This is a genomic window from Streptomyces africanus (assembly GCF_002150735.1).
In the GTDB taxonomy this organism is placed as follows: domain Bacteria; phylum Actinomycetota; class Actinomycetes; order Streptomycetales; family Streptomycetaceae; genus Streptomyces; species Streptomyces africanus.
Window position 1 is genome coordinate 1 of sequence record NZ_MUKA01000358.1, and the last position, 20,642, is coordinate 20,642.

The following is a 20,642-nucleotide window of genomic DNA, read 5'->3' on the forward strand; positions in this document are numbered from 1 at the left end:
GGTCCCGGCCGGGACCACCGACTGACGCAGTGGAACGCGCACGGGCACCATCAAATCGCCCGAACCGTTAGGTTGTTGACCATCGGAGTGGTTGCTGATTGAACCACCTACTCTTCCCAGGGAGACGTCCATGACCGGTGACGCCCTCAGTCAGGATCCCGCCGAGCTGCAGAGGAGGATCGACAGCAGCAAGGCGCACCCGGCCCGGGTCTACGACGTCTTCCTCGGCGGCAAGGACCACTACCCGGCCGACCGGGACGCGGCCGCCGCCGCGCTCGCCGCCAACCCGCGCGGGTACCTCGACGTACGGCACAACCGCGACTTCCTGCGCCGCGCGGTCACCACACTGGTGGAGCAGGACGGCATCCGGCAGTTCCTCGACATCGGCACGGGACTGCCGACCGCCGAGAACGTGCACCAGATCGCGCAGCGCATCGCGCCCGACGCGCGGGTCGTGTACGTCGACAACGACCCGGTCGTGCTCGCGCACGCGCGGGCCCTGCTGACGAGCGGGCCCGAGGGGCGCACGGACTACATCGACGCCGACCTGCGGGATCCGGCCCGCATCCTGGAACAGGCCGCCAAGACCCTGGACCTCGACCGGTCGGTCGCGCTGTGCCTGGTCGCCATCCTGCACTTCGTCGCGGACGAGGAGGCGTATCCGCTGGTGCGCGAGCTGCTCGACGCGCTGCCCGTCGGCAGCCGGCTGGTGCTCAGTCACCTCACCGAGGACCTCAACCCCGAGAACATCCGCGCGGTCCAGCGGACGTACACCGAGCGGGGGTTCACCTTCGTGCTGCGCTCCCGGGCGGACGTGGAGCGGTTCTTCACGGAGAACGCCCTGAAGATCGCCGACCCGGGGGTCGTCCCTGCGCACCGCTGGCGGCCCGATGACGCGGCCCCCGTGCCCGAGCGGCCGGAGGAGTCGTACCTCGCCGGTCTCGACGACATCGAGAAGGTCCGCTACCGCGACATCAACGACGTCACGGACGCGGACATCAACGTGTACGCGGGGATGGGCGCCAAAGGCTGAGCGGGGTGTCCGGATCGCGGAAATGTGTTTGTAGGCGGCACGTACTTCCCTAGGCTGCGGCGCACCAGCCGTCACCGCAGCCGAAGGAGCCGCCTCATGACCCTCACCGAGCCCGCGCCCGCCCCCTCTCCCGTGCCGCCGCTCGCCGCGCGGGCGCGGTCGGTCGGCGGCTCTCCCGTGCGGGACATCCTCGCCGTCACCGCCCGCCCCGAGGTGATCAACTTCGCGGGCGGACTGCCGGCGCCGGAGCTGTTCGACGCGCCGGGCATCGCGGCGGCGTACCGGGCCGTGCTCGCCGAGGAACCCGCGCGGGCGCTGCAGTACTCCACGACCGAGGGCGAGCCCACGCTGCGGGCCGCGCTCGCCGGCCGCACCACGGCACGCGGACTGCCCACCGGTCCCGACGACCTGCTCGTCACCACCGGCTCCCAGCAGGCCCTCTCGCTCCTGGCCACCGCGCTGCTCGAACCCGGGGACACCGTCCTCGTCGAGAACCCCTGCTATCTGGCGGCCCTTCAGGCGTTCGGCTTCGCCGGAGCGCGGGTCGTGCCCGTGCCCGGCGACGAGCAGGGCGTCGACCCCGAGGCGCTGGAGGAGCTCGTGGTGCGCGAGCGGCCCAAGCTGCTCTACACCGTGCCCACCTTCCAGAACCCCACCGGCCGCACACTGCCCGCGGAGCGGCGCGCCGCCGTGGCCGCCGTCGCCGCGCGGCGCGGGCTGTGGATCGTCGAGGACGACCCCTACGGGGAGTTGCGCTACGACGGTGAGCGCGTGCCGTGGATCGCCTCCCACCCGGGCGCCGAGGACCGTACGGTCCTGCTCGGCAGCTTCTCCAAGGTCATGGCGCCCGGGCTGCGGCTGGGCTGGCTGCGCGCGCCCGGCGAGTTGCGGCGCGCCTGTGCCGTCGCCAAGCAGGCCGCCGACCTGCACACGCCGACCGTCAACCAGCTCGCCGCGGCCCGGTACCTCGCCGACCACGACCTGGACGCCCACGTCAGGCGCGTCGCCGGCGTGTACCGCGAACGCCGGGACGCCATGCTCGCGGCGCTGCCCGGTGCGCTGCCCGAGGGGTCGGTCTGGACCCGGCCCGAGGGCGGCATGTTCCTCTGGGCACGCCTGCCGGAGCCGTACGACACGACGGCCCTGCTGCCCCACGTCGTGCGGCACGACGTGGCGTACGTCCCCGGCGCTCCCTTCTACGCCGGCCCGCCCGACCGCACGACCCTGCGGCTGTGCTTCGTGACGCAGACGCCGGAGGAGATCGGGGAAGGACTGCGAAGGCTCGGCAAGGGGCTGCGGGCCGGTACGCCGGGGACCTAGGACCAACCGAGGAGCTCAGGTCCGGCTGTGGGCCGCAGACGGGGCGGGCCGGGTGTGGTTACGGTGGCACCATGCTCGACTCCATACCGTTCGACCTCGATGTATACCTCCGGAGGATCGGGTGGGAGGGGGAGCGGCGGGCCGACCCGGCCACCCTGCGCGGTGTGCATCTGGCGCACCTTCGGGCCCTCCCGTTCGAGAACCTCGACGCGCTGCGCGGCAGGGCTCCCTCCCTCGATCCGGCCGACCTGATGGCCAAGCTGGTGCACAGCAGGCGCGGCGGTTACTGCTACGAGCACAACACGCTGTTCGCCCGCGCGCTGGAGGCGCTGGGCTTCCGGGTGACCCTGCTGGCCGCGCGGGTGGCCCTCGGCGCCGACACCCTCACGAGCCGGCCGCGCACCCACATGGCGCTGCTGGCCGAGGCTCCCGGCGAACCGCGGCCGTACCTCGCGGACGTCGGCTTCGGGGCGATCGGCGGGCTGCTGGAGCCGGTGCCGCTGGTCGCCGATGTTGAGTTCGCCGGGGCCGGGCGGCGGCACCGCCTGGTGCACGTGCCGCACGACGGCCCGCTGGAGATGTGGCTGCTTCAGGCCCACGACGCGGCGAAGGACGACTGGACCGGCCAGTACGCCTTCACCCTGGAGCCCTTCGAGAAGCCCGACTTCGACGTCATCAACTGGCACGTCGCGACCAACCCGCGCTCACCGTTCACCCAGCGCCCCTACATCCAGCACCTCAGCACCACCCGGCACCTCCTGCTCGACGGCCGGCTACTCAAGGAGACCCGCTCCGACGGGACGTTCACCGAGCGGGAGGTGACCGGTGAGGCACAGGCCCGGCGGCTCCTGGAGGAGGAGTTCGGCATCACCGCGCCGGAGGAGATGACGTTGTTTTAGACGACAGGAGCCGACCTGTCTGCTTCCTACTGTTCCACGCGGGCGTCGAAGCACTCGCGGCTGCCTCCCGTCACCGGGCGGAAGCAGGCCCGGACGGTCGTGCCGGGGCGGGCTTCGGTCATGGGCGTGTAGACGTAGGACTGGGCGGCGATACCGTCCGTGATCTCGGCCGTGTGCGGACGGCGGACTCCGTCGGTTCTGTTCAGCTCCAGCCGGTCGCCGATCCGCGTGCTCCACATCCGGGCCCAGCCGGCCTCGCACGTGGCGCTGTAGCGCAGTTCGAGGTGGGCTCCGGTGGACGTGCGGTGCGAGGCGAGGGTGAGCGGGGACCCGCCGCATCTCATGTTCATCGGGCTCTTGCCCTCGCAGGCGGCTGCACGGCAGCGGGGGGCCGGGGCGGACGGAGGCGGCGGGGACGGCCGGTCGCCGGACTGGCCCGCGAGGAGGACCAGGGCCACGGACAGGCCGCCGGCCGCCAACGCACACACCGACGCCAGGACCGCCAGGATCGCGCCCCTGCCGGCGGCGGCAGGCCTTCGGGCGTCCGCCTCGGCATCCGGCTCGGGTTCCGGCTGCGCCGGCAGGGTGGCGGGTGTCGTCGGTGCGGCCCGGCCGCTCCACTCCGACTCCGCCAGTTCCCACAGCGCCAGACACCGGCCCTCCGGCTCCCCCGAGAGCCGGCACAGCTCCTGCACCGCCTCGCGCGGCGGGAGCGTCCTGCCGTTGAGGTAGCGCTCCCAGGACGACTTGCTGAAGGTGGTCTTCGCGGCGAGGGCCGCCAGGCTCAGGCCCGTGCCCGCCTTCAGCTCCCGCAGCGCGGAGGCGAGCCGGGCGCGCTCGGGCGGCAGCGGCCCGGGCGGGGTACGCGTCATTCCCGCAGGGCCTTCCAGGTGTGCGGGCCGATGATGCCGTCCACGACCAGGTGCGCCCGCTTCTGCAGGTCCCTGACCGCGCGTTCCGTGTGCGGGCCGAAGATGCCGTCCACGGCGCCCGGTGCGAGGCCCGCCTCCCGCAGCAGACACTGTGCCTCGGCCACCTCCGGTCCGGCGTTGCCCTCGGCCAGGACGGCCGTCATGGTGCGGCTGTTGCCGGTGTACCAGCGGCCGTCGATCCGCTCCGCCCGGCAGGTGTACCGGGGCTGGTCCGACTCCCCGGGCGATCCCGGTGCCGTCGTGGCGGAGGCGGGGAGGCCGACCGCCGCCGCTCTGCCCTCGCCGTCCGTGAGCCGTACGGCCAGCAGGACCGCGGCGGCGACGGCCAGCACCAGGGCCACCGATCCGGCCGTGAGCGTGATGCGCAGCGCCCGGCCGTGGGAGCGGGGTGCGCCGGTCCCGGGCTCGGTTCCGGGCTCGGTTCCGGTCGTCTCGCCCTGCCGGTCCGCCCGGTCGGCCCCGTCCGCCCGGTCCGCCGCCTTGCCCCACGCCTCGGTGGCGACCTCGTGCAGGGCGAGGAGGCGGGTCGGGTCGTCACCGCCGAGCCGGGCCATCGCCTCGACGGCCTCCCTGGGCGGGAGGGACCGGCCGGCCAGGTAGCGCTCCCAGGACGACGTGCTGTACCCCGTCCTGGCCGCGAGCTGGCGCAGGCTCAGTCCGCTGTGGTCCTTCACCCGGCGCAATCGCACCACCAACTGCCGTACGCACGGGTCCAGTTCTTCGGGCAGCCCTTTCCAACGCGACATGTTCCCCCCACTCGCGTTCGTGGACCGTGGTCAGCGGTCCGTCACCGCCGCATTCTGCATCAGCATCCACGCGGTGCCCCATACATCGGTTCCGTTCGCCCCGCCGCCCCCTACCGATTCGGCCACACCCCGCCGCGACCGTCCCGCCGCGTCGTCCCGGCGCACGGCGTCGCCGCAGGTCAGGGCGTGGGACGTCCCGTCAGGACGTCACTTCCCCGGCGACTGTGGCGGCTGCGGGCCCCCGGGCCGCAGTCTCGTTGCCACGCAGCACCCACAGCACTCGCAACCATCGGAGGGGAACTCATGCGAGCACTCACGAAGACACTCGTCTGTGCCACCACCGCCATCGGGATCGCCGTCGGGGGCCTGGCGACCGCCGGTCCCGGTGTCGCGGCGGAGACGCGGCCGGCGGCAAGCGCCGAGGTCAGCCCGCTCGCGGTCGTCAACCTCGGCCTGAAGGCCGAGGAGGCCAAGAAGGTCCAGCGCGTCCTGCGGGACAACTGGGCGTACAAGGGCAAGATCGACGGGCAGCTCGGCACTGACAGCTGGAAGGCGATGCAGCGCTTCCTCAAGAAGCACTGGGACTACAAGGACAAGATCGACGGGAAGGTCGGGCCCAACACGGTGAAGGCGCTGCAGCGCTGGCTGAAGGCCCAGTGGGGGTACAAGGGCAAGATCGACGGAGACCCCGGGTCGGGGACCCGCGCCGCGTTCAAGCGCATGGCGAACGCCTGCCCCAACTGCTGACCCGGCACCGCCGGTTCCGTCAACAGACCGCGGCCCGTCCTCCCCGCGGGGGAGAGGACGGGCCGCACCCGTCAGCGCGAGCGTTCCGCCAGGGTCAGCAGCAGGTGCGCGGACTCCGGCCGCAGGAAGTCGGAGTGGGCGCCGGAGGGATGCAGCCGGGTACGGCGGCTGCCGCGGTAGAGCCAGTCGGCGTCCACATTGACCAGCCGGTGGTCCAGATCGCTCTGCTCGTAGACCTCGGACGTCGGCAGCAGCTCGGTCGTGAACGGGGGAACCGGCGCCGCACCGGCGCCCGAGTGGCCGATTCCGCGTGCCTTCTCGGCGCGCAGGTGCCAGAAGCCCGTGGCCCGGTCCCAGCGCGAGTGCGTCAGGACGAGCGGGCCGCGCAGGGGGGCGCCGGGCTGCCCGTCGCGCGGGAACAGCGTGCCGAAGTGCCGGACGAAGGCGTCGCGCGGGGCGGCCATCTGGAAGATCAGGGCGCTGTCCACGGTGAACGGGCGGAGGGGATCGTGCGGTGTGCTCCAGCCGAGCACGGGAGGCTTCTCGGCGGCCCGCTGCACCGCCTCGCACAGGAACCGGCCGCCGAAGGAGTGCCCGACGAGGTGGAGGTACTGTCCGTGCCGGTTGGCCAGGACCGCGGGCCCCGTCGGGTCGGTGCGTTCGGTGTCGAGGTAGCCGAGCAGATGGCCGAGGACGTACGGGGCGTGCCCGGTGCCGTCGGCGCTCATCGCGTGGGCGCGGTCGCGGATGCGGCGGTAGCCCTTGAGCGTGGGCAGGCTGGAGGACGGCCAGCGCACCACCACGCACCAGGGGCGGTAGCCCGCCTTCAGCCCCGGATAGCGGTCCGGCGCCGCCTCGTACAGGTCCAGGGAGTGCCGCAGCAGGCGCTGGGCGGTCCGGGTGGCGCTGTGCGGCGCGGTCTGCCAGCCGTGCACGTACACATGGATGTCGGTCGCCCAGCTCGGGACGGCCAGGCTCCGCGCCAGGTGCTCGGCGACGCGGCCGGCGGGCACGGGCACGTCGCTGTCCGGCGGTGTCAGCCGGCCCTTGTCGTCCAGGTCGATCTCGACGGGCGCGGGCAGCCGGGTCAGCGGGCCGGTCATGAGACGAGCCTCAGCCGGCTGTCGATGCCGCAGTGCAGCGAGTAGGCCAGGGCGAGCGGGTTGCGGAACTCCGAGGCGAAGCGCCGCACCAGCAGCCGGCTTATCTCACCGGCGGTGTAACGGCCGGTCAGATACAGGTCGAGGAAGGCGTACGCGTACTCCGTCGCGAACTCCTGGGGCATGTCGATCTGCGGGGCGAGGACGCCGTCCGCGCCCATGTCGATCAGTTCCTGCCCGAGGTGCTTCAGCCTGCCGGGAGCCGCCGCCCGTGCCGTGCCGCAGGCGTTGAGCAGGACGAACGGCTTGAACCTGGCCCGGGAGTCATGACGGAAGCGGCGCCGTTTCCGGGACACCACCGGCCCGTCGATGTGCTCGTCGTCGGAGAGCCGGATGGACAGGCCCGGGGTCGACGGGCCGCCCTGCACCAGGCGGCCGTGGCACCAGAAGTACATGACGTCCTCGCCCAGCACCGGCCCCGCCAGGGCGTGCAGCAGGTCGCTGCCACGGGAGCGCACGATCAGCCGCGAGCGCTGCTCCAGGAGCTTGTGCACCTCACGCGCGCGGCCCACGCGGTCCAGGGAGTCGTCCTTGTTGAGGCTCGTGGTGGCCAGATCGCGCCGGCCGAGCGGGGCGTGGTCCCAGGGATAGCCGGTGGTGGTCTGCTCGACCTGGTGCCGGTGGCCCAGGAACGCTTCCCAGGGTGTGCCGCACGCCGCCGGATCCACGGCGAGCATGGGCCACGGCAGATACAGCTGGGAGTCGAAGCTGATCCGCAGCGTCTCCTTGCCGGCGAGCGCGGTCAGCAGGAACTCGCGGAACCGGCCCAGGTCGTAGCCGCTGCCGTGGAGCAGCACGTCGAGCAGGTCGTACCCCTCCTCGGCCAGCCTCGCCGTCACCGACTCGGCCCGGTCGGCGAGGTCGCTGAGGTCGGCGGTCTCCGCGAAGGGCCGGCTGCCGACCCGCGCCCCGGACTCGTCGCCCTCGCTGCGGTAGTACACCACCAGGTCGTGCCACCGGTTGCGCAGGCGGTCCGCACGCTCCAGCAGGTCGTCGGGGGAGACCTCCAGCGGCGCCTCGTGCCAGCGCGGGATCGCCGGGGCCGGAGACGCGTCCGGGGCACAGGCGAAGATCGTCAGCACCTTCTCGCTGGTGCGGTACAGCTTCACCCGCAGCTCCGCCGGCGGTTCCCCCTGCGGCGGACGCGGTGTGCTCCCGGGCTGCGGCGGCACCCCCGTGAAGCCGTGGGAGGGGTCCCTCAGTACCTCCACGGCCAGATCCTGCGGCATCCGGGTCAGTCCTCCCTGGCACCCTGCACGTGGACAACGGTCTTCAGCTCCTGCAACACCAGCCCCGAGGCGTGGTCGTACAGCGTGAACCGGACGTCATGGGCGCCCGGCCCGGGGGCGGCCAGAGTGAAACGCGTGGGGGCGCCGCCGGGGTCGTACTCGGCCGTGGCCGGGTCGACCATGGTCGCCGTGGGACAGCTGACGGCCACCAGCAGCCGGGGCCGCACGGCCGACGCCGTACCGTCCTCCCGCTCCAGTCCGACCTCGATCGTGACGGGCCGGCCGGCGGTCACGTCGTCCGTGAGCAGGGTCAGCCGGGCCCGCCAGGCCGGCCGTGCGGTGCGCAGCCGCCAGCGGAGCTCCGCCGTGTCGGGGTGGTCCGGGCCGAACGTCCGCTCCCAGCGCGCCAGCAGCTCCTCGTGCGACGGCGCCGCGTCCGGGTCGTCGGCCTCCAGACAGGCGAAGGCCAGCTCGGACAGGCTCTCCAGGGTGTCCGGATGGTCCGGGCCGAACATCCGGGCGCGTCCGGCGTGCACGGCCTTCAGCAGGGCCACCGCGGCAGCGGGATCGCCCGCGTCGGCCAGGGCGTGGGCGAGTTGCGTCGCGAGGGTGGGGAGGAAGCCGCCGAAGCGGACGGCGAACAACTCCACGAGCACGCCCAGGCGGAGGAATTCGGCGTCGAGCTCCTCCTCCTCTTCCTCCGCCGGTCCGCCGGTCGAGGCCGGCTCGCCGTCCCGCGCGGCTGCCTGGTGATGGACACGGACGACGTCGTCGACCGTCTCCGGATAATCCAGCCGAGCCCGCAACAGCGCGGTGCGGCGCAGCAGGTCCCGCAGCACCTCCAGCGCCTGCTCCGGCTCGTCCGCCTGGGCCAGGGCGTGCGCCAGCACGGGCAGCACTTCCAGGGTGCGCCGGTGGCCCGGGCCGAACAGCTCGGTGGCGTCGTCGACGAGGTTCCGCGCCCACCGCACCGCGTCGTCCGCCGGACCGGTGTCCGCCGTCAGCCACGCCAGGTTGCCGCGCACCCAGAACGTCGTCTCGTGTTCCTCGGGGAGGACGTCCTCGCAACTCTTCAGCAGCTCCTCGAAGACCGCGGCAGCGCGATGCGGATCGCCCGCCTCCCAGCAGGCGTGCCCCAGGAGATTGCGGCAGCCGAGGGTGTCGGGGTGCTGCGGGCCCCGGGTGCGGTCGCTGTCGTCGGCCAGCGCCATGGCGTCCCGTACGCCCACCACGCGCTGACCGGCCTGGAGCCGCACCCAGATCAGGCCGCGGCGCGCGGCATGGACCGAGCTGTGGTCGGGACCGTGTACCCGGGCGCGGTCGTCCACGAGCGATGCCCGCAGTCGCACCTCGAGCGCGACCTGACCCGCCGTGCTGTACGCGGAGGCGAGGGTGGCGCGCGCGGTGAGCGTACTGGGGTGGTCCGCGCCCAGGACCCGGGTGGCGTCGGCGACCACGCTCGCGGCGGTCGCGACGGCCCGGCCGGCGGTGGACGGCCCCAGCCAGACCCAGGCGATGGTGCGCCGAAGGGCGAAGGTGTCGAGGTGATCGGGACCGAGCAACCGCTCGTGGTCCCGCAGCAGCACGTCCAGGTCCCGCAGCGCTCCCGCACGGTCCCCGGTGTGCTCCCGCCAGCGGGCCAGCATGGTGCGGTCGTCGAAGTCACGCGGGCTGTCGGCCCCGTGGAACCGGGCGAGATCGTTCACCAGGTCCTCGCCGAGCACGACCGCCCGGTCGTAGTCGCCCTGCTCGGCGAAGGCAGTCGCCAGCAGGTACCTGGTCGCCAGCGTCTCGCCGTGATCCGCCCCATGGAAGCGGGTCCGGTCCTCCACCAGTCCTTCGAACGCGACGATCGCCCGCCGGTACGCGCCGGACCACAACCAGGCGTACGCCTGCCACGAGCGCGCGTTCAGGGTGCTGACGTGGTCCCGGCCCCGCACCCGCGAGCAGTCGGCGACCAACTGGCCGGCGAGTTGGGCGGCGCGGCCGTAGTCGCCCGACGCACAGTGCGCGCTGACCAGATCGAAGCGTACGTCGAGCACCTGCGGGTGGTCGGGCCCGAACAGACGCCTGCGCCCGTCGAGCACGGACTCCAGCGTGGTGAGCGACAACTGGTGCCGGCCGGCCGCCTTCTGCACCAGGCTCAGATCCCGCCGGGCGCGCAGCGTGCGCGGATGACCGGCCCCCCAGATGCGGGTCCACGCCTCGACGGCTTCCTCGTACAGGGCGACGGCCCGGTCGTGCCGCTCGGCGGCCGAGCAGGCGTCCGCCAGGTTCTCCAGCATGAGCAGCGTGTCCGGGGCGTCGTCGCCCAGCAGCCGGCGACGGTCGGCCAGCAGTTCCGTGAACCCCGCGATCGCGCCCTCGTGGTCGCCGGCGCCCAGCCGGGCCAGCGCCAGGCCGTTGCGGGAGTTCAGCGTCGCCTCCGCGTCCGCGCCCAGGACCCGGGTCCGGGCCTCGACCAGTTCCTCGTAGACCGAGATGGCGCGCTGATGCTGTCCCGCCGAGCGGCAGACCCAGGCACACCAGCTCCTGGCCTCCAGCGTGTCCGGATGGTCCGCGCCCTGCACACGGGTCCGGTCGACGAGGAGCGCGTCGAACACCTCGCCCGCCCGGCCGTACTCACCGGCCGAGCGGTAGGCCGCGCCCAGCCACGACCGCATGCCGAACGTCAAGCGGTGATCGGGGCCGTGGACCCGCTCGTAGACCTCCACGAGCCCGCCGTACAGCTCCAGCCCCCGCGCGTAGCGCTCCTCCTCGACGAACACCTGGGCCAGGGAGTGGCGGATCGACAGGACGCGCGGATGGTCCTGGCCCAGCAGGGGTTCCATGTCCCGGAGCAGGTGCTCCAGTTCCGCGACCGCGCTCGGGTGGTCGCCCGCCCACTGGCGGGTGCGGGCCAGGGACTCGCGGGTGGCGAACACATCGGGGTGCTCGGGGCCGAGGACCCGGGTGCGGTCCCGCAGCAGCTCCTCGAACACCTCGATGGCGGCCGGGAGATCAGAGGCCTCGCGCAGGGCGTAGGCCAGATGGGCGCGCGCGGTGAGGGCCGCCGGGTGATCGCCGCCCTGTTCGCGGGCGCGGTCCGCGACGAGAGCCCGGCGCTCGCGGACCGAGCGGACGTGGTCCCCCATGAGCTGCCGGGTGAAGGCCAGCGCTTCCCGCGCGCGCAGCGTGTCCGGGTGGTCCGGGCCCCGCACCCGCGCGTAGTCGGCGATCACCGCTTCGTATCCCGCGACCGCCCGGACGTAGTCGGCCCGCTCCCGGTGAGCCTCCGCGATGTCGTCGCGGTAGTCGAGGGTGGCGGGATGGTCCGGGCCCTGGATACGGGCGCTGTCCGCCGCCAGCGACTCGAACTCCGGCAGCGCCGCGTCCGGTCCGTGCGCCTCGGCCAGCTCGTAGGCCAGGTCCTTGCGGCTGCGCAGGGTGTCCGGATGGTCCGCGCCCTGCACCCGCTCCCGGGCGGCGACCACCTCCCGGTACAGCGCCACCGCCCGGCGCGGATCGCCGGCGGCGGAGTGCGCGGCGGCCAGCCAGCCGCGGCTGGTGAGCGTGTCGGGATGGTCGGGCCCGTGCTCGCGCCGCCGGTCCTCGACCGCCTGCTCGTACAGGGCCAGCGCGGTGCGGTGGTCACCGGCCTCACGGTGGGCGTAGGCGAGGTTGGTGCGGCTGGCGAGCGTGTCCCGGTGCCCCGCTCCCAGGAGACGCTCCCGGTCGGCGACGACCGCCGCGAACTCCTCCACGGCGGCCTGGTACCGCCCGGCGGTCTGGAGCGCGTAGGCCAGGTTGTTGCGGCTGCCGAGTGTGTCCGGGTGCTCCTCGCCCTGGGTCCGGCGGCGGTCCGCGACGACGGCCGTGAGCTCCTCGACCGCGCGCATCACATCGCCCGCCTTGCGGTACGCGTACGCCAGCCGCTCCCGGGCGGCCAGGGTGTCCCGCGCGTCCGGGCCGCACCGCTGGCGCCGGTCGAGGTAGACGTTCTGGCACAGCCGGACCGCCCGCGCCGGATCGCCGGCCTTCGCGTGCAACTCCGCCAGACGGTCCCGATGGTCGAGCGTGGCGTCGTCGTCGACGCCGAGCAGCGCCTCGCTGCCCTCGACGGCCCGCGTCATCAGCGGGATCGCCAGGACGTGCTGCTCGCGCGCCACCAGCTCGTCGGCGCCCCGCCGGTACATCTCCACCGCCTCGGCGGCAGGTTCCTCGGCCGGTCCGGTCTCCGCGAGCGCCTGGACGTGGATCAGCAGCCGCCGGACGCGCTCGGCCGGGGCGCCGGACAGCTCCGCGGCCAGCGCCCGCTCGGCCAAGTCCCGTGCCTCGGGCACCTCGGGCGGCTCGGCGAGCCGCAGCGTCTGCTGGACGAGGCGGTGCAGGGTGAGGCCCTCGGGCCCGGACGTGATCAGGTGGTAGTCCCGGAGGGCATCGAGCGCCTCCTCGACCTCGCGCTCGGGCCGGCCCAGATGCCGCAGCACCTCGCGCGGCGTCGCCTCCGGGGCGAACCAGGCCAGCGTGTACAGCAGCGGCACTGCCAGGGGACGACGGGACCGGATGGACTCCAGGCTGGTGCGCCAGATCCGGGCGATCGTACGGTCGGAGCGGCCCGCCCCGTCGTTGAGCACGGCGTCCGGGACGCGGGCCAGCTTCGCCTGGTACGCCGCGAAGGCGAGGCCGGTCTCCCGCAGGTAGGCGCCCGCCTGCGTGAGCGCCAGGGGCAGATGCCCGAGGTTCTCTGCGAGCCGCGCGGCCTGCTCCCGTTCGGCGGCGGAGCGGTCGCCCCGGCCGGCCGTCGCGCACAGCAGGTCGACGGCCTCCCCGTGGTCCAGCACGTCCAGGCTGACCAGACGGGCCCCCTCGGGCCAGCCGGTGCGGCACCGGCTCGTGACCAACTGGTGGCCACGGCCCAGGAGCCGGCCCAGGAACGGGGTGAGGTGCTCGGGCCGCTCCACGTTGTCGTACACCAGCAGCCAGCCGGAGTGCGCCTCCAGCCAGGCCAGCGCCCACTCCGTACGCTCCTTGGCCGTGGCCCCGCGGGCCCAGTCCGGGTACAGGCGCAGCGCCAGCTCCCCGAACCCGGAGGCGATCTGCTCCTCGCTCTCCGCGGTGATCCACCACACCAGCCGGTACTCGTCGCTCTGGTGGGCGTAGCGCAGCGCCAGGGCGGTCTTGCCGATGCCCCCGAGACCGCTCACCGCGGTCGCGACCGTCTGCGTGACGACTCCGCCGCCGGACAGCAGGGAGGCGCGTAAGCGGCCCAGGTCGTCGATACGGCCGACGAACGGCGCCGACGGCAGCGCGGGCAGGTTGTCCAGCCGGGCGGGCGGCTCGATCGTCAGGGCGGCGGCCTTGGCCGCTTGCGGCAGCACCGTGGTGTGCTCTTCGGTGTGCGGATTGCCGCCCGGGCGGAAACGGCCGATGCCCTGCCCCGGTACCGCCAGGTCACGCTCCAGGACGGCAGCCCCGGCGGCCCGCGACTCCTCGGAGATGATCATGACTCCCCCGTGCCCCCGATCACCCGCACCGTCTCCGGTACGTCCCCCGCCCGCGACGCTGGAGGAACATGCAACTGTACTGGGGTGAAAGGGCGTTGTCACCGGTGTGGGGTGGCGACGCGGACGTCGGCCACCCCACAGGTGTCAGAACGACTCGGGCATCAGAGCCGCTCGGGCGTCCGGATGCCCAGCAGGGCCATGCCCTGGTGCAGCGTGCGGGCCGTGATGTCGCAGAGGAACAGGCGGTTCTCGATCTGCTCGGGCGACTCGGCCTTCAGGACCGGGCACTTGTCGTAGAACGTCGTGTACAGCGACGCCAGCTGGTACAGGTACGCCGTCAGCTTGTGCGGGGCGTACTCCGCCGCCGCCTCCGCCACCGTCGCCGCGAACGCGTCCGCGTGCAGACCCAGCGCGCGCTCCGCCTCGTGCAGATCCAGCTCCGGGTGCGCGACCGGGCGGGCCTCGCCGGCCTTGCGCAGGATCGACTGGATACGGGCGTAGGCGTACTGGAGGTAGACGGACGTGTCGCCGTTCAGCGAGACCATCTGGTCCAGGTCGAACTTGTAGTCGCGGTTCGCCGACGTCGACAGGTCCGCGTACTTCACCGCGCCGATGCCCACCTGCGTGCCCCGCTCGGCGATCTCCTCCTCGGAGAGGTCCTGCGCCTTCTCCCGCACCACCGCCGAGGCACGGTCGATCGCCTCGTCCAGCAGGTCGACCAGGCGGACCGTCTCGCCCTCACGGGTCTTGAACGGCTTGCCGTCCTTGCCGAGGACCGTACCGAAGGCGAGCTGCACCGCCTTGACGTCCTCGTTCAGCCAGCCCGCCCGGCGGGCCGTCTCGAAGACCATCTTGAAGTGCAGCGACTGGCGGGCGTCCACGACGTAGAGGAGCGTGTTCGCCTTGAGGTTGAAGACGCGGTCGCGGATCGCGGAGAGGTCGGTCGCCGCGTAGCCGTAGCCGCCGTCCGACTTCTGCACGATCAGCGGGACCGGGTTGCCGTCCGGGCCCTTGATGTCGTCGAAGAACACGCACAGGGCGCCCTCGGAGCGGACCGCGACGCCGGACTCCTCCAGCAGGCGGCAGGTCTCCGCGAGCATGTCGTTGTAACCGGACTCGCCGACGATGTCCGCGTCCCGGATCTCCATGTCCAGCTTCTCGAAGACGGAGAAGAAGTAGATCTTCGACTCGTCCACGAACTTCTGCCACATGGCCAGCGTCTGCGGGTCGCCCGCCTGGAGGTCCACCACCCGGCGCCGGGCGCGCGTCTTGAACTCCTCGTCGGCGTCGAAGAGCTTGCGGGCGGCCTTGTAGAGGCGGTCCAGGTTCGACATCGCCTCCTCGCCGGAGACCTCGCCGGCCTTGTGGTCCAGCTCGTGCGGGTGCTCCTCCAGGTACTGGATGAGCATGCCGAACTGGGTGCCCCAGTCGCCGATGTGGTGACGCCGGACCACCGTCTCGCCCGTGAACTCCAGCAGTTGCGTGACCGAGTCGCCGATCACCGCGGAGCGCAGGTGACCGACGTGCATCTCCTTCGCCACGTTCGGCTGGGCGTAGTCGATGACCGTGGTGCCCGGGTGCGCGGCGTGCGGCACGCCGAGGCGGCCGGTGTCGTCCGCGTAGCGCGCGGCGAGGTTCCGCGTGATCGCCCGGTCGGTGATCGTGATGTTCAGGAAGCCGGGGCCGGAGACCTCGATGTCCTTGATCACGTCACCCGACTCGACCCGGGAGACGACCTGCGTCGCCAGCTCCCGCGGATTCGCCTTCGCCTTCTTGGCGAGCGCGAGGATCCCGTTCGCCTGGAAGTCGGCCCGGTCACTGCGTCGCAGCAGGGGGTCCGCGGAGGTCTCCGGCAGGGCGGCGGAGATCGCGGAGGTGAGCTGCTGTTCGACGGAGTCGCTGAGGGACGTGACCGGAGCCATAGGAAAGGGTGCCGTTCTCCTCGTGGGAATGGATAGACCCCGCCAGTATCCCACGGGGGGTAAAGCCGTTTTCCCGGCCGCACGCGGGTCTGTGACAATGGAGCCTCACCCGTTCAGAAAGAAGGACGTGCCGATCGTGGCTCAGAGCACCGAGACCACCGACTGGGTCTCCCGTTTCGCGGATGAGGTCATCGAGGAGTCGGAGCGTCGGGCCCCGGGCAAACCCGTCGTCGTCGCGTCCGGCCTCTCGCCGTCCGGCCCCATCCACCTCGGGAACCTCCGCGAGGTCATGACCCCGCACCTCGTCGCCGACGAGATCCGCCGCCGGGGACACCAGGTGCGGCACCTGATCTCCTGGGACGACTACGACCGGTACCGCAAGGTGCCGGCGGGGATCGCGGGCGTCGACGAGTCGTGGGCCGAGCACATCGGCAAGCCGCTGACCTCCGTCCCGGCCCCGAAGGGCTCCTCCCACCCCAACTGGGCCGAGCACTTCAAGGCCGCGATGATCGAGTCGCTGGCCGAGCTGGGCGTGGAGTTCGACGGGATCAGCCAGACCGCGCAGTACACCTCCGGCGTGTACCGCGAGCAGATCCTGCACGCCATGAGGCACCGCGGCGACATCGACGCGATCCTCGACCAGTACCGCACGAAGAAGGCCCCGGCCAAGAAGCAGCAGGGGCAGAAGCCGGTCGACGAGGCCGAGCTGGAGGCCGCCGAGGGCTCCGGCGCGGCCGCCGAGGACGACGGCAGCTCCGGCTCCGCCGGGTACTTCCCGTACAAGCCGTACTGCGGCAACTGCGAGAAGGACCTCACCACCGTCACGTCCTACGACGACGACTCCACCGAGCTGACGTACGCCTGCACCGCGTGCGGCTTCTCCGAGACGGTCCGGCTCAGCGAGTTCAACCGCGGCAAGCTGGTCTGGAAGGTCGACTGGCCGATGCGGTGGGCGTACGAGGGCGTCGTGTTCGAGCCCTCCGGCGTCGACCACTCCTCCCCGGGATCCTCCTTCCAGGTCGGCGGGCAGATCGTCGGGATCTTCGGCGGCAAGCAGCCGATCGGGCCGATGTACGCGTTCGTGGGCATCAGCGGCATGGCCAAGATGTCCTCCTCACGGGGCGGCGTGCCCACCCCCGCCGACGCCCTGAAGATCATGGAGCCGCAGCTCCTGCGCTGGCTGTACGCCCGCCGCAGGCCCAACCAGTCCTTCAAGGTCGCCTTCGACCAGGAGATCCAGCGGCTCTACGACGAGTGGGACCGGCTCGACGCCAAGGTCGCCGACGGCAGCGCCCTGCCGGCCGACGTCGCCGCGCACTCGCGTGCGGTGCGCACGGCCGCCGGCGAGCTGCCGCGCACGCCCCGGCCGCTGCCGTACCGGACGCTGGCGTCCGTCGCGGACATCACCGCCGGGCACGCGGACCAGGCGCTGCGGATCCTGAGCGAGCTCGACCCGGAGCAGCCGCTGACCTCCCTCGACGAGGCGCGGCCGCGGTACGACAAGGCCGAGGCCTGGATCAACACGCACGTGCCGGCCGAACAGCGCACGATCGTGCGCGACGAGCCCGACGCGGAGCTGCTGAAGTCGCTCGACGAGCAGGGGCGGGAGTCGCTGCGGCTGCTGCTCGACGGACTGGCCGACCACTGGTCGCTCGACGGTCTGACGCACCTCGTGTACGGCGTGCCGAAGGTGCAGGCCGGATTCCCGGCCGACGCCACGCCGAAGGAGCTGCCGCCCGAGATCAAGACCGCGCAGCGGTCCTTCTTCGCCCTGCTGTACCACCTGCTGGTCGGGCGGGACACGGGGCCGCGGCTGCCGACGCTGCTGCTCGCGGTGGGGCAGGAGCGGGTCCGGGCCCTGCTCGGGGAGTGAACAGGCACTGAGAAGGGGCCCCCGGTTGTCTCCGGGGGCCCCTTCTCAGTGCCGGCGGGTCAGGCGATGTGGTCCTCTTCCAGTTGCGCCGAGTGGCGCTTCTGGAAGCGCTCCACGAGGGACTTCAGCTCACCGGGGCTGAGCGTCGTGCCGTAGGTGGCCTGGATGTTGTCACCCAGAGCGCGGGGGGTGGGGTAGCTGCCGTCTATCGACTGGCGGAACACCTGGTAGTACGCCTCCTCGTCCGGCTCGGGGGCCGGGGGCGAGCCGCCGCCGTCGCCCAGTTCCCGGGTGCGGTTCGGGCCCACCGGGATGGGGAAGCTGCCGGTGTCCTCCGGGGCGGGTTCCTGCTCGTACTGGGTCTGGTACTGCTCGGCCTCTTGCTGTTCCGCGATCCACTGGGCGTACTGCTCCGCGGGATCGTAGTTCGGGTCGTAGCCGCCCTGGTATTCGACCGCGCGGGGGGTGTTGAACCAGGGGCTCTGATCTGGTTCCGGTTCGCGGTCCAGGTGCTCTGCGACAGGGTTGCCGTCGAGCTCCAGCCGCTGCTCGCCGGGGCGTGCCGCTCTCCGAGGGACGGGCGCCGCCCCAGCGGCACGACTGCCCGCAGCTGTGCCCGTGTCCAGCTCCGGCTGCGGCGGCGGAGGGATCAAGGCAGGCTCTATGCCCGCCGCTGCCAGACCCGCCGGGGCCGTTTCCGCCAGGGGAACGCCGTAACGGGCCAGCCGCAGCGGCATCAGCGACTCAACCGGGGCCTTCCTGCGCCACGCCCGGCCGAAGCGGGAACGCAGCCGGGCCTGGTAGACGAGACGTTCCTGCTCCAGCTTGATGACCTGGTCGTAGGAGCGGAGCTCCCAGAGCTTCATGCGGCGCCACAGCAGGAACGTCGGGACGGGGGAGAGCAGCCAGCGCGTGAGGCGGACGCCCTCCATGTGCTTGTCCGCCGTGATGTCGGCGATCCGGCCGATCGCGTGACGGGCCGCCTCCACCGCGACCACGAACAGGATCGGGATCACCGCGTGCATGCCGACACCGAGCGGATCCGGCCAAGCCGCCGCGCCGTTGAAGGCGATCGTCGCCGCTGTCAGGAGCCACGCCGTCTGGCGCAGCAGCGGGAAGGGGATCCTGATCCAGGTGAGGAGCAGGTCCAGGGCCAGCAGGACGCAGATGCCCGCGTCGATACCGATCGGGAAGACGTAGGAGAAGTTCCCGAAGCCCTTTTTCAGGGCCAACTCGCGGACCGCCGCGTACGAACCGGCGAAGCCGATGCCGGCGATGATCACGGCGCCGGCCACGACCACACCGATGAGAACGCGGTGCATCCGAGTCAGCTGTAGTGGCGCGGCCACCCGTACTCCCCTCCCCTTGCGTGTCGTTGCGCGCAACAGGGTGGCACATGTGTGCGGAGGACGGGTGGCCGGTTCCGGTCTGTGCTGTTCAGCTCTTCGACGCGGGCTTCTTCGACGGCGACGTCGAGGCGTCCTTCGCGGGCTCCCCGGACGCGTCCGGGGAGGCCGACTTCGACGGCGACTTGGACGCCGGCTTCGACGGGGCCTTGGAGGGCGTCTTGGAGGGGGCGCCGCTCGCCTTGCCGCCGCCCGTGCCGTTCGCGTCGGACACCGCCGCCACCGCCTCCTTGGCGGCCTTCTTCGCGTCCTTCATCAGGTCGTCCGCGCTCGGGCTCTTGTCGCCGGCCAGGCCCGCGCCGTTGTAGTCCAGGGTGACGACGACGTTCTCGACGCGTGCCACGACCGTCTGCTGCCTGAAGGTGCCTTCCTTCTTCTTCAGTTCGTAGCGCACGGCCGTCGCCTCGTCGCCCGTCCCGGGCACCGGCTCCGACTTGGTGCTCTTGGCACCCGCCACGGCCTGGGCGTCCTGGACCTGCTTCTCGAAGTACTCCTGGGCCAGCTTGTCGGCCGGGCCGCGGGTGACGTCCGACTCGAAGCGCAGCATCGACACGTTCAGCCAGCGGAACTGCGAGCCCTTGACGCCGTTGTTGTCGAGGCTGTTCCAGGAGCAGTTGCCGCGGGTCGAGATGTCGTCCGACTTGCCCTCCTTGCCGGACTTGCTCTTCGGGACGAGGTCCTTCAGCGTCTTCTTCGACAGCGTCTTGCAGGGCTCCGGGAGCTTGCCGTACGCCGCCGCCTCCACGGTCGGGGACGGGCTCGCGGACGCCGATGCGGCGGCCTTCGCGGCCTTGTCCGTGCTGTCGCCGGAGCCGGAGTCCGAGGAGCAGCCGGCGGCGACCAGCATCACGGGGACGGCGGCCGCGCAGACAAGGACGCGGTTGACTCGCTTCGCTCGCTGTTCACGCTGGTCTCGCTGTGCTCGTCGCTGCATGGTTCCTTCACTCATGACGCTCGTGGTTCCTGCGGGTCGGAACGGGTCCGAGTGGTCACGGTACGCGGTGAGGCAGCGGTGTGTTCTTCCTTCGGGTGCTTTGCGGGTGCGCGTGAAGGGGGAGTGAAGGGGCCTCAGTCGCTCAGCGAATCGGCCAGCTGCGAGGCCAGTTTCAGGGCCCTGTCCTGCATTTCCTTGCTGTCCGGGACGACGCCGACGGTGGCCGGCTGCTCGGCGTACTCGATGGTCACGATGACGTTGGACGTGCGGAATGCCACAGTCACCGTCCGCTGCTTGGCCGTCGAACCGGAGCTGCTCAGCTCGTCGTCGAGGAAGGCCTCGTCGCCGACCTCCTCCAGGACGCGCGGCTGCAGGTCGGTCGGGGTGACGGAGGGGGAGGCGGAGGCGGAGGCGGACGCCGAGGGCGAGGGCGAGGAGGTGCCGGACGGTGACGGGGAGCCGCTCGGCGTGCTGCCCGGGGGCGCCGACTCGGTGGCGGTCGGCTCGGGCAGGTGGGCCGCCGCCTCCTTCTCCGCGAAGAGCTGCTCGGCCTGGCTGTCGTCGCTGACCGCGTTGTCGTAGGAGACGACCCGTTCGAAGTCGACGAGCAGATGATCGGTGGCCTGCGGTGCGTCGACCTTCCACTGGCAGCCGACCTTGCGGTCGGTGTCGTACGTGACCGTGGCCTCGCCCTCGTACGCCTTCTCGCGCTGCTCCTCGTCGGTGATCTGCCGGATACCGGGCAGGAGTTCGTCGAGTGAGCCTTCGCTCACGGCGCCGCAGGGCTCGGGCAGCGTGCGGTACTTGCCCGGCTCGGCGGCGGCCGAGGCCGTGCCCGTGTCGCCCGGATTGGAGTCGTCCGTCGGGCCGCCCTCGCCGGAGCCGCCGGTGCAGCCGGCCAGCAGGACCGCGAGGAGCGCGGCGATACCGGGTGCGTACGCCTTCCGTTGCACGT

The 20,642-nt window shown here is 72.3% G+C and carries 14 protein-coding genes; 5 read left to right on the forward strand and 9 right to left on the reverse strand.

All coding sequences use genetic code 11. The annotated features are described in order from the left end of the window. The first annotated feature begins 130 nt into the window (after nucleotides 1-130). The 3 genes from CCL05_RS35660 to CCL05_RS35670 all read left to right on the forward strand — a co-directional run bounded on the left by CCL05_RS35660 (nucleotide 131) and on the right by CCL05_RS35670 (nucleotide 3,252). Nucleotides 131-1,033, forward strand: a complete 903-nt coding sequence (locus CCL05_RS35660; RefSeq protein WP_086564788.1) for an SAM-dependent methyltransferase — start codon at nucleotides 131-133, stop codon at nucleotides 1,031-1,033. Between the two features lie 96 nt (nucleotides 1,034-1,129). Then, a complete protein-coding gene (locus CCL05_RS35665; protein WP_086564789.1) occupies nucleotides 1,130-2,353 on the forward strand; it encodes an aminotransferase-like domain-containing protein in 1,224 nt (407 codons plus the stop codon). A gap of 71 nt (nucleotides 2,354-2,424) precedes the next feature. Continuing rightward, the gene (locus tag CCL05_RS35670; RefSeq protein WP_086564790.1) at nucleotides 2,425-3,252 is read left to right on the forward strand and encodes an arylamine N-acetyltransferase family protein; all 828 of its coding nucleotides are present in this window, start codon (nucleotides 2,425-2,427) and stop codon (nucleotides 3,250-3,252) included. A 26-nt stretch (nucleotides 3,253-3,278) separates the two neighbouring features. On the opposite strand, the gene CCL05_RS35675 is transcribed toward CCL05_RS35670, so the two are convergent. Further along, entirely contained in the window at nucleotides 3,279-4,124 is an 846-nt protein-coding gene (locus CCL05_RS35675) for a helix-turn-helix domain-containing protein (protein WP_086564791.1), read from the reverse strand. Next, nucleotides 4,121-4,930 (reverse strand): peptidoglycan-binding protein, encoded by an 810-nt coding sequence (locus CCL05_RS35680; RefSeq protein ID WP_086564792.1) that lies wholly within the window; start codon nucleotides 4,928-4,930, stop codon nucleotides 4,121-4,123. The genes CCL05_RS35675 and CCL05_RS35680 overlap by 4 nt, the downstream gene beginning before the upstream one ends. A 303-nt stretch (nucleotides 4,931-5,233) precedes the next feature. On the opposite strand from CCL05_RS35680, the gene CCL05_RS35685 reads away from it, so the two are divergent. Further along, nucleotides 5,234-5,677, forward strand: a complete 444-nt coding sequence (locus CCL05_RS35685; protein ID WP_086564793.1) for a peptidoglycan-binding domain-containing protein — start codon at nucleotides 5,234-5,236, stop codon at nucleotides 5,675-5,677. Nucleotides 5,678-5,748: 71 nt separating this feature from the next. On the opposite strand, the gene CCL05_RS35690 is transcribed toward CCL05_RS35685, so the two are convergent. From CCL05_RS35690 to argS, 4 genes are all read right to left on the reverse strand, one after another. After that, the gene (locus CCL05_RS35690) at nucleotides 5,749-6,780 is read right to left on the reverse strand and encodes a hypothetical protein (RefSeq protein ID WP_208641688.1); all 1,032 of its coding nucleotides are present in this window, start codon (nucleotides 6,778-6,780) and stop codon (nucleotides 5,749-5,751) included. Continuing rightward, nucleotides 6,777-8,066 carry a CHAT domain-containing protein gene (locus CCL05_RS35695; RefSeq protein ID WP_086564794.1) on the reverse strand — a complete coding sequence of 430 codons (1,290 nt, stop codon included), beginning with the start codon at nucleotides 8,064-8,066 and terminating at the stop codon, nucleotides 6,777-6,779. Before CCL05_RS35695 ends, CCL05_RS35690 begins: the two co-directional genes overlap by 4 nt. A gap of 5 nt (nucleotides 8,067-8,071) precedes the next feature. After that, nucleotides 8,072-13,552: an FxSxx-COOH system tetratricopeptide repeat protein gene (fxsT, locus tag CCL05_RS35700; protein WP_086564795.1), complete on the reverse strand. Its 5,481-nt coding sequence runs from the start codon at nucleotides 13,550-13,552 to the stop codon at nucleotides 8,072-8,074. A 161-nt stretch (nucleotides 13,553-13,713) separates the two neighbouring features. After that, a complete protein-coding gene (argS, locus tag CCL05_RS35705) occupies nucleotides 13,714-15,474 on the reverse strand; it encodes an arginine--tRNA ligase (protein ID WP_086564796.1) in 1,761 nt (586 codons plus the stop codon). A 127-nt stretch (nucleotides 15,475-15,601) separates the two neighbouring features. On the opposite strand from argS, the gene lysS reads away from it, so the two are divergent. Continuing rightward, nucleotides 15,602-17,347, forward strand: a complete 1,746-nt coding sequence (lysS, locus tag CCL05_RS35710; protein ID WP_086564797.1) for a lysine--tRNA ligase — start codon at nucleotides 15,602-15,604, stop codon at nucleotides 17,345-17,347. Between the two features lie 59 nt (nucleotides 17,348-17,406). On the opposite strand, the gene CCL05_RS35715 is transcribed toward lysS, so the two are convergent. The 3 genes from CCL05_RS35715 to CCL05_RS35725 all read right to left on the reverse strand — a co-directional run bounded on the left by CCL05_RS35715 (nucleotide 17,407) and on the right by CCL05_RS35725 (nucleotide 20,640). After that, nucleotides 17,407-18,669, reverse strand: a complete 1,263-nt coding sequence (locus CCL05_RS35715) for a DUF2637 domain-containing protein (RefSeq protein ID WP_167409678.1) — start codon at nucleotides 18,667-18,669, stop codon at nucleotides 17,407-17,409. A 115-nt stretch (nucleotides 18,670-18,784) separates the two neighbouring features. Next, nucleotides 18,785-19,702, reverse strand: a complete 918-nt coding sequence (locus CCL05_RS35720; protein WP_086564799.1) for a DUF3558 family protein — start codon at nucleotides 19,700-19,702, stop codon at nucleotides 18,785-18,787. A 119-nt stretch (nucleotides 19,703-19,821) separates the two neighbouring features. Next, a complete protein-coding gene (locus CCL05_RS35725) occupies nucleotides 19,822-20,640 on the reverse strand; it encodes a hypothetical protein (protein ID WP_086564800.1) in 819 nt (272 codons plus the stop codon). Between the last annotated feature and the right edge of the window lie 2 nt (nucleotides 20,641-20,642).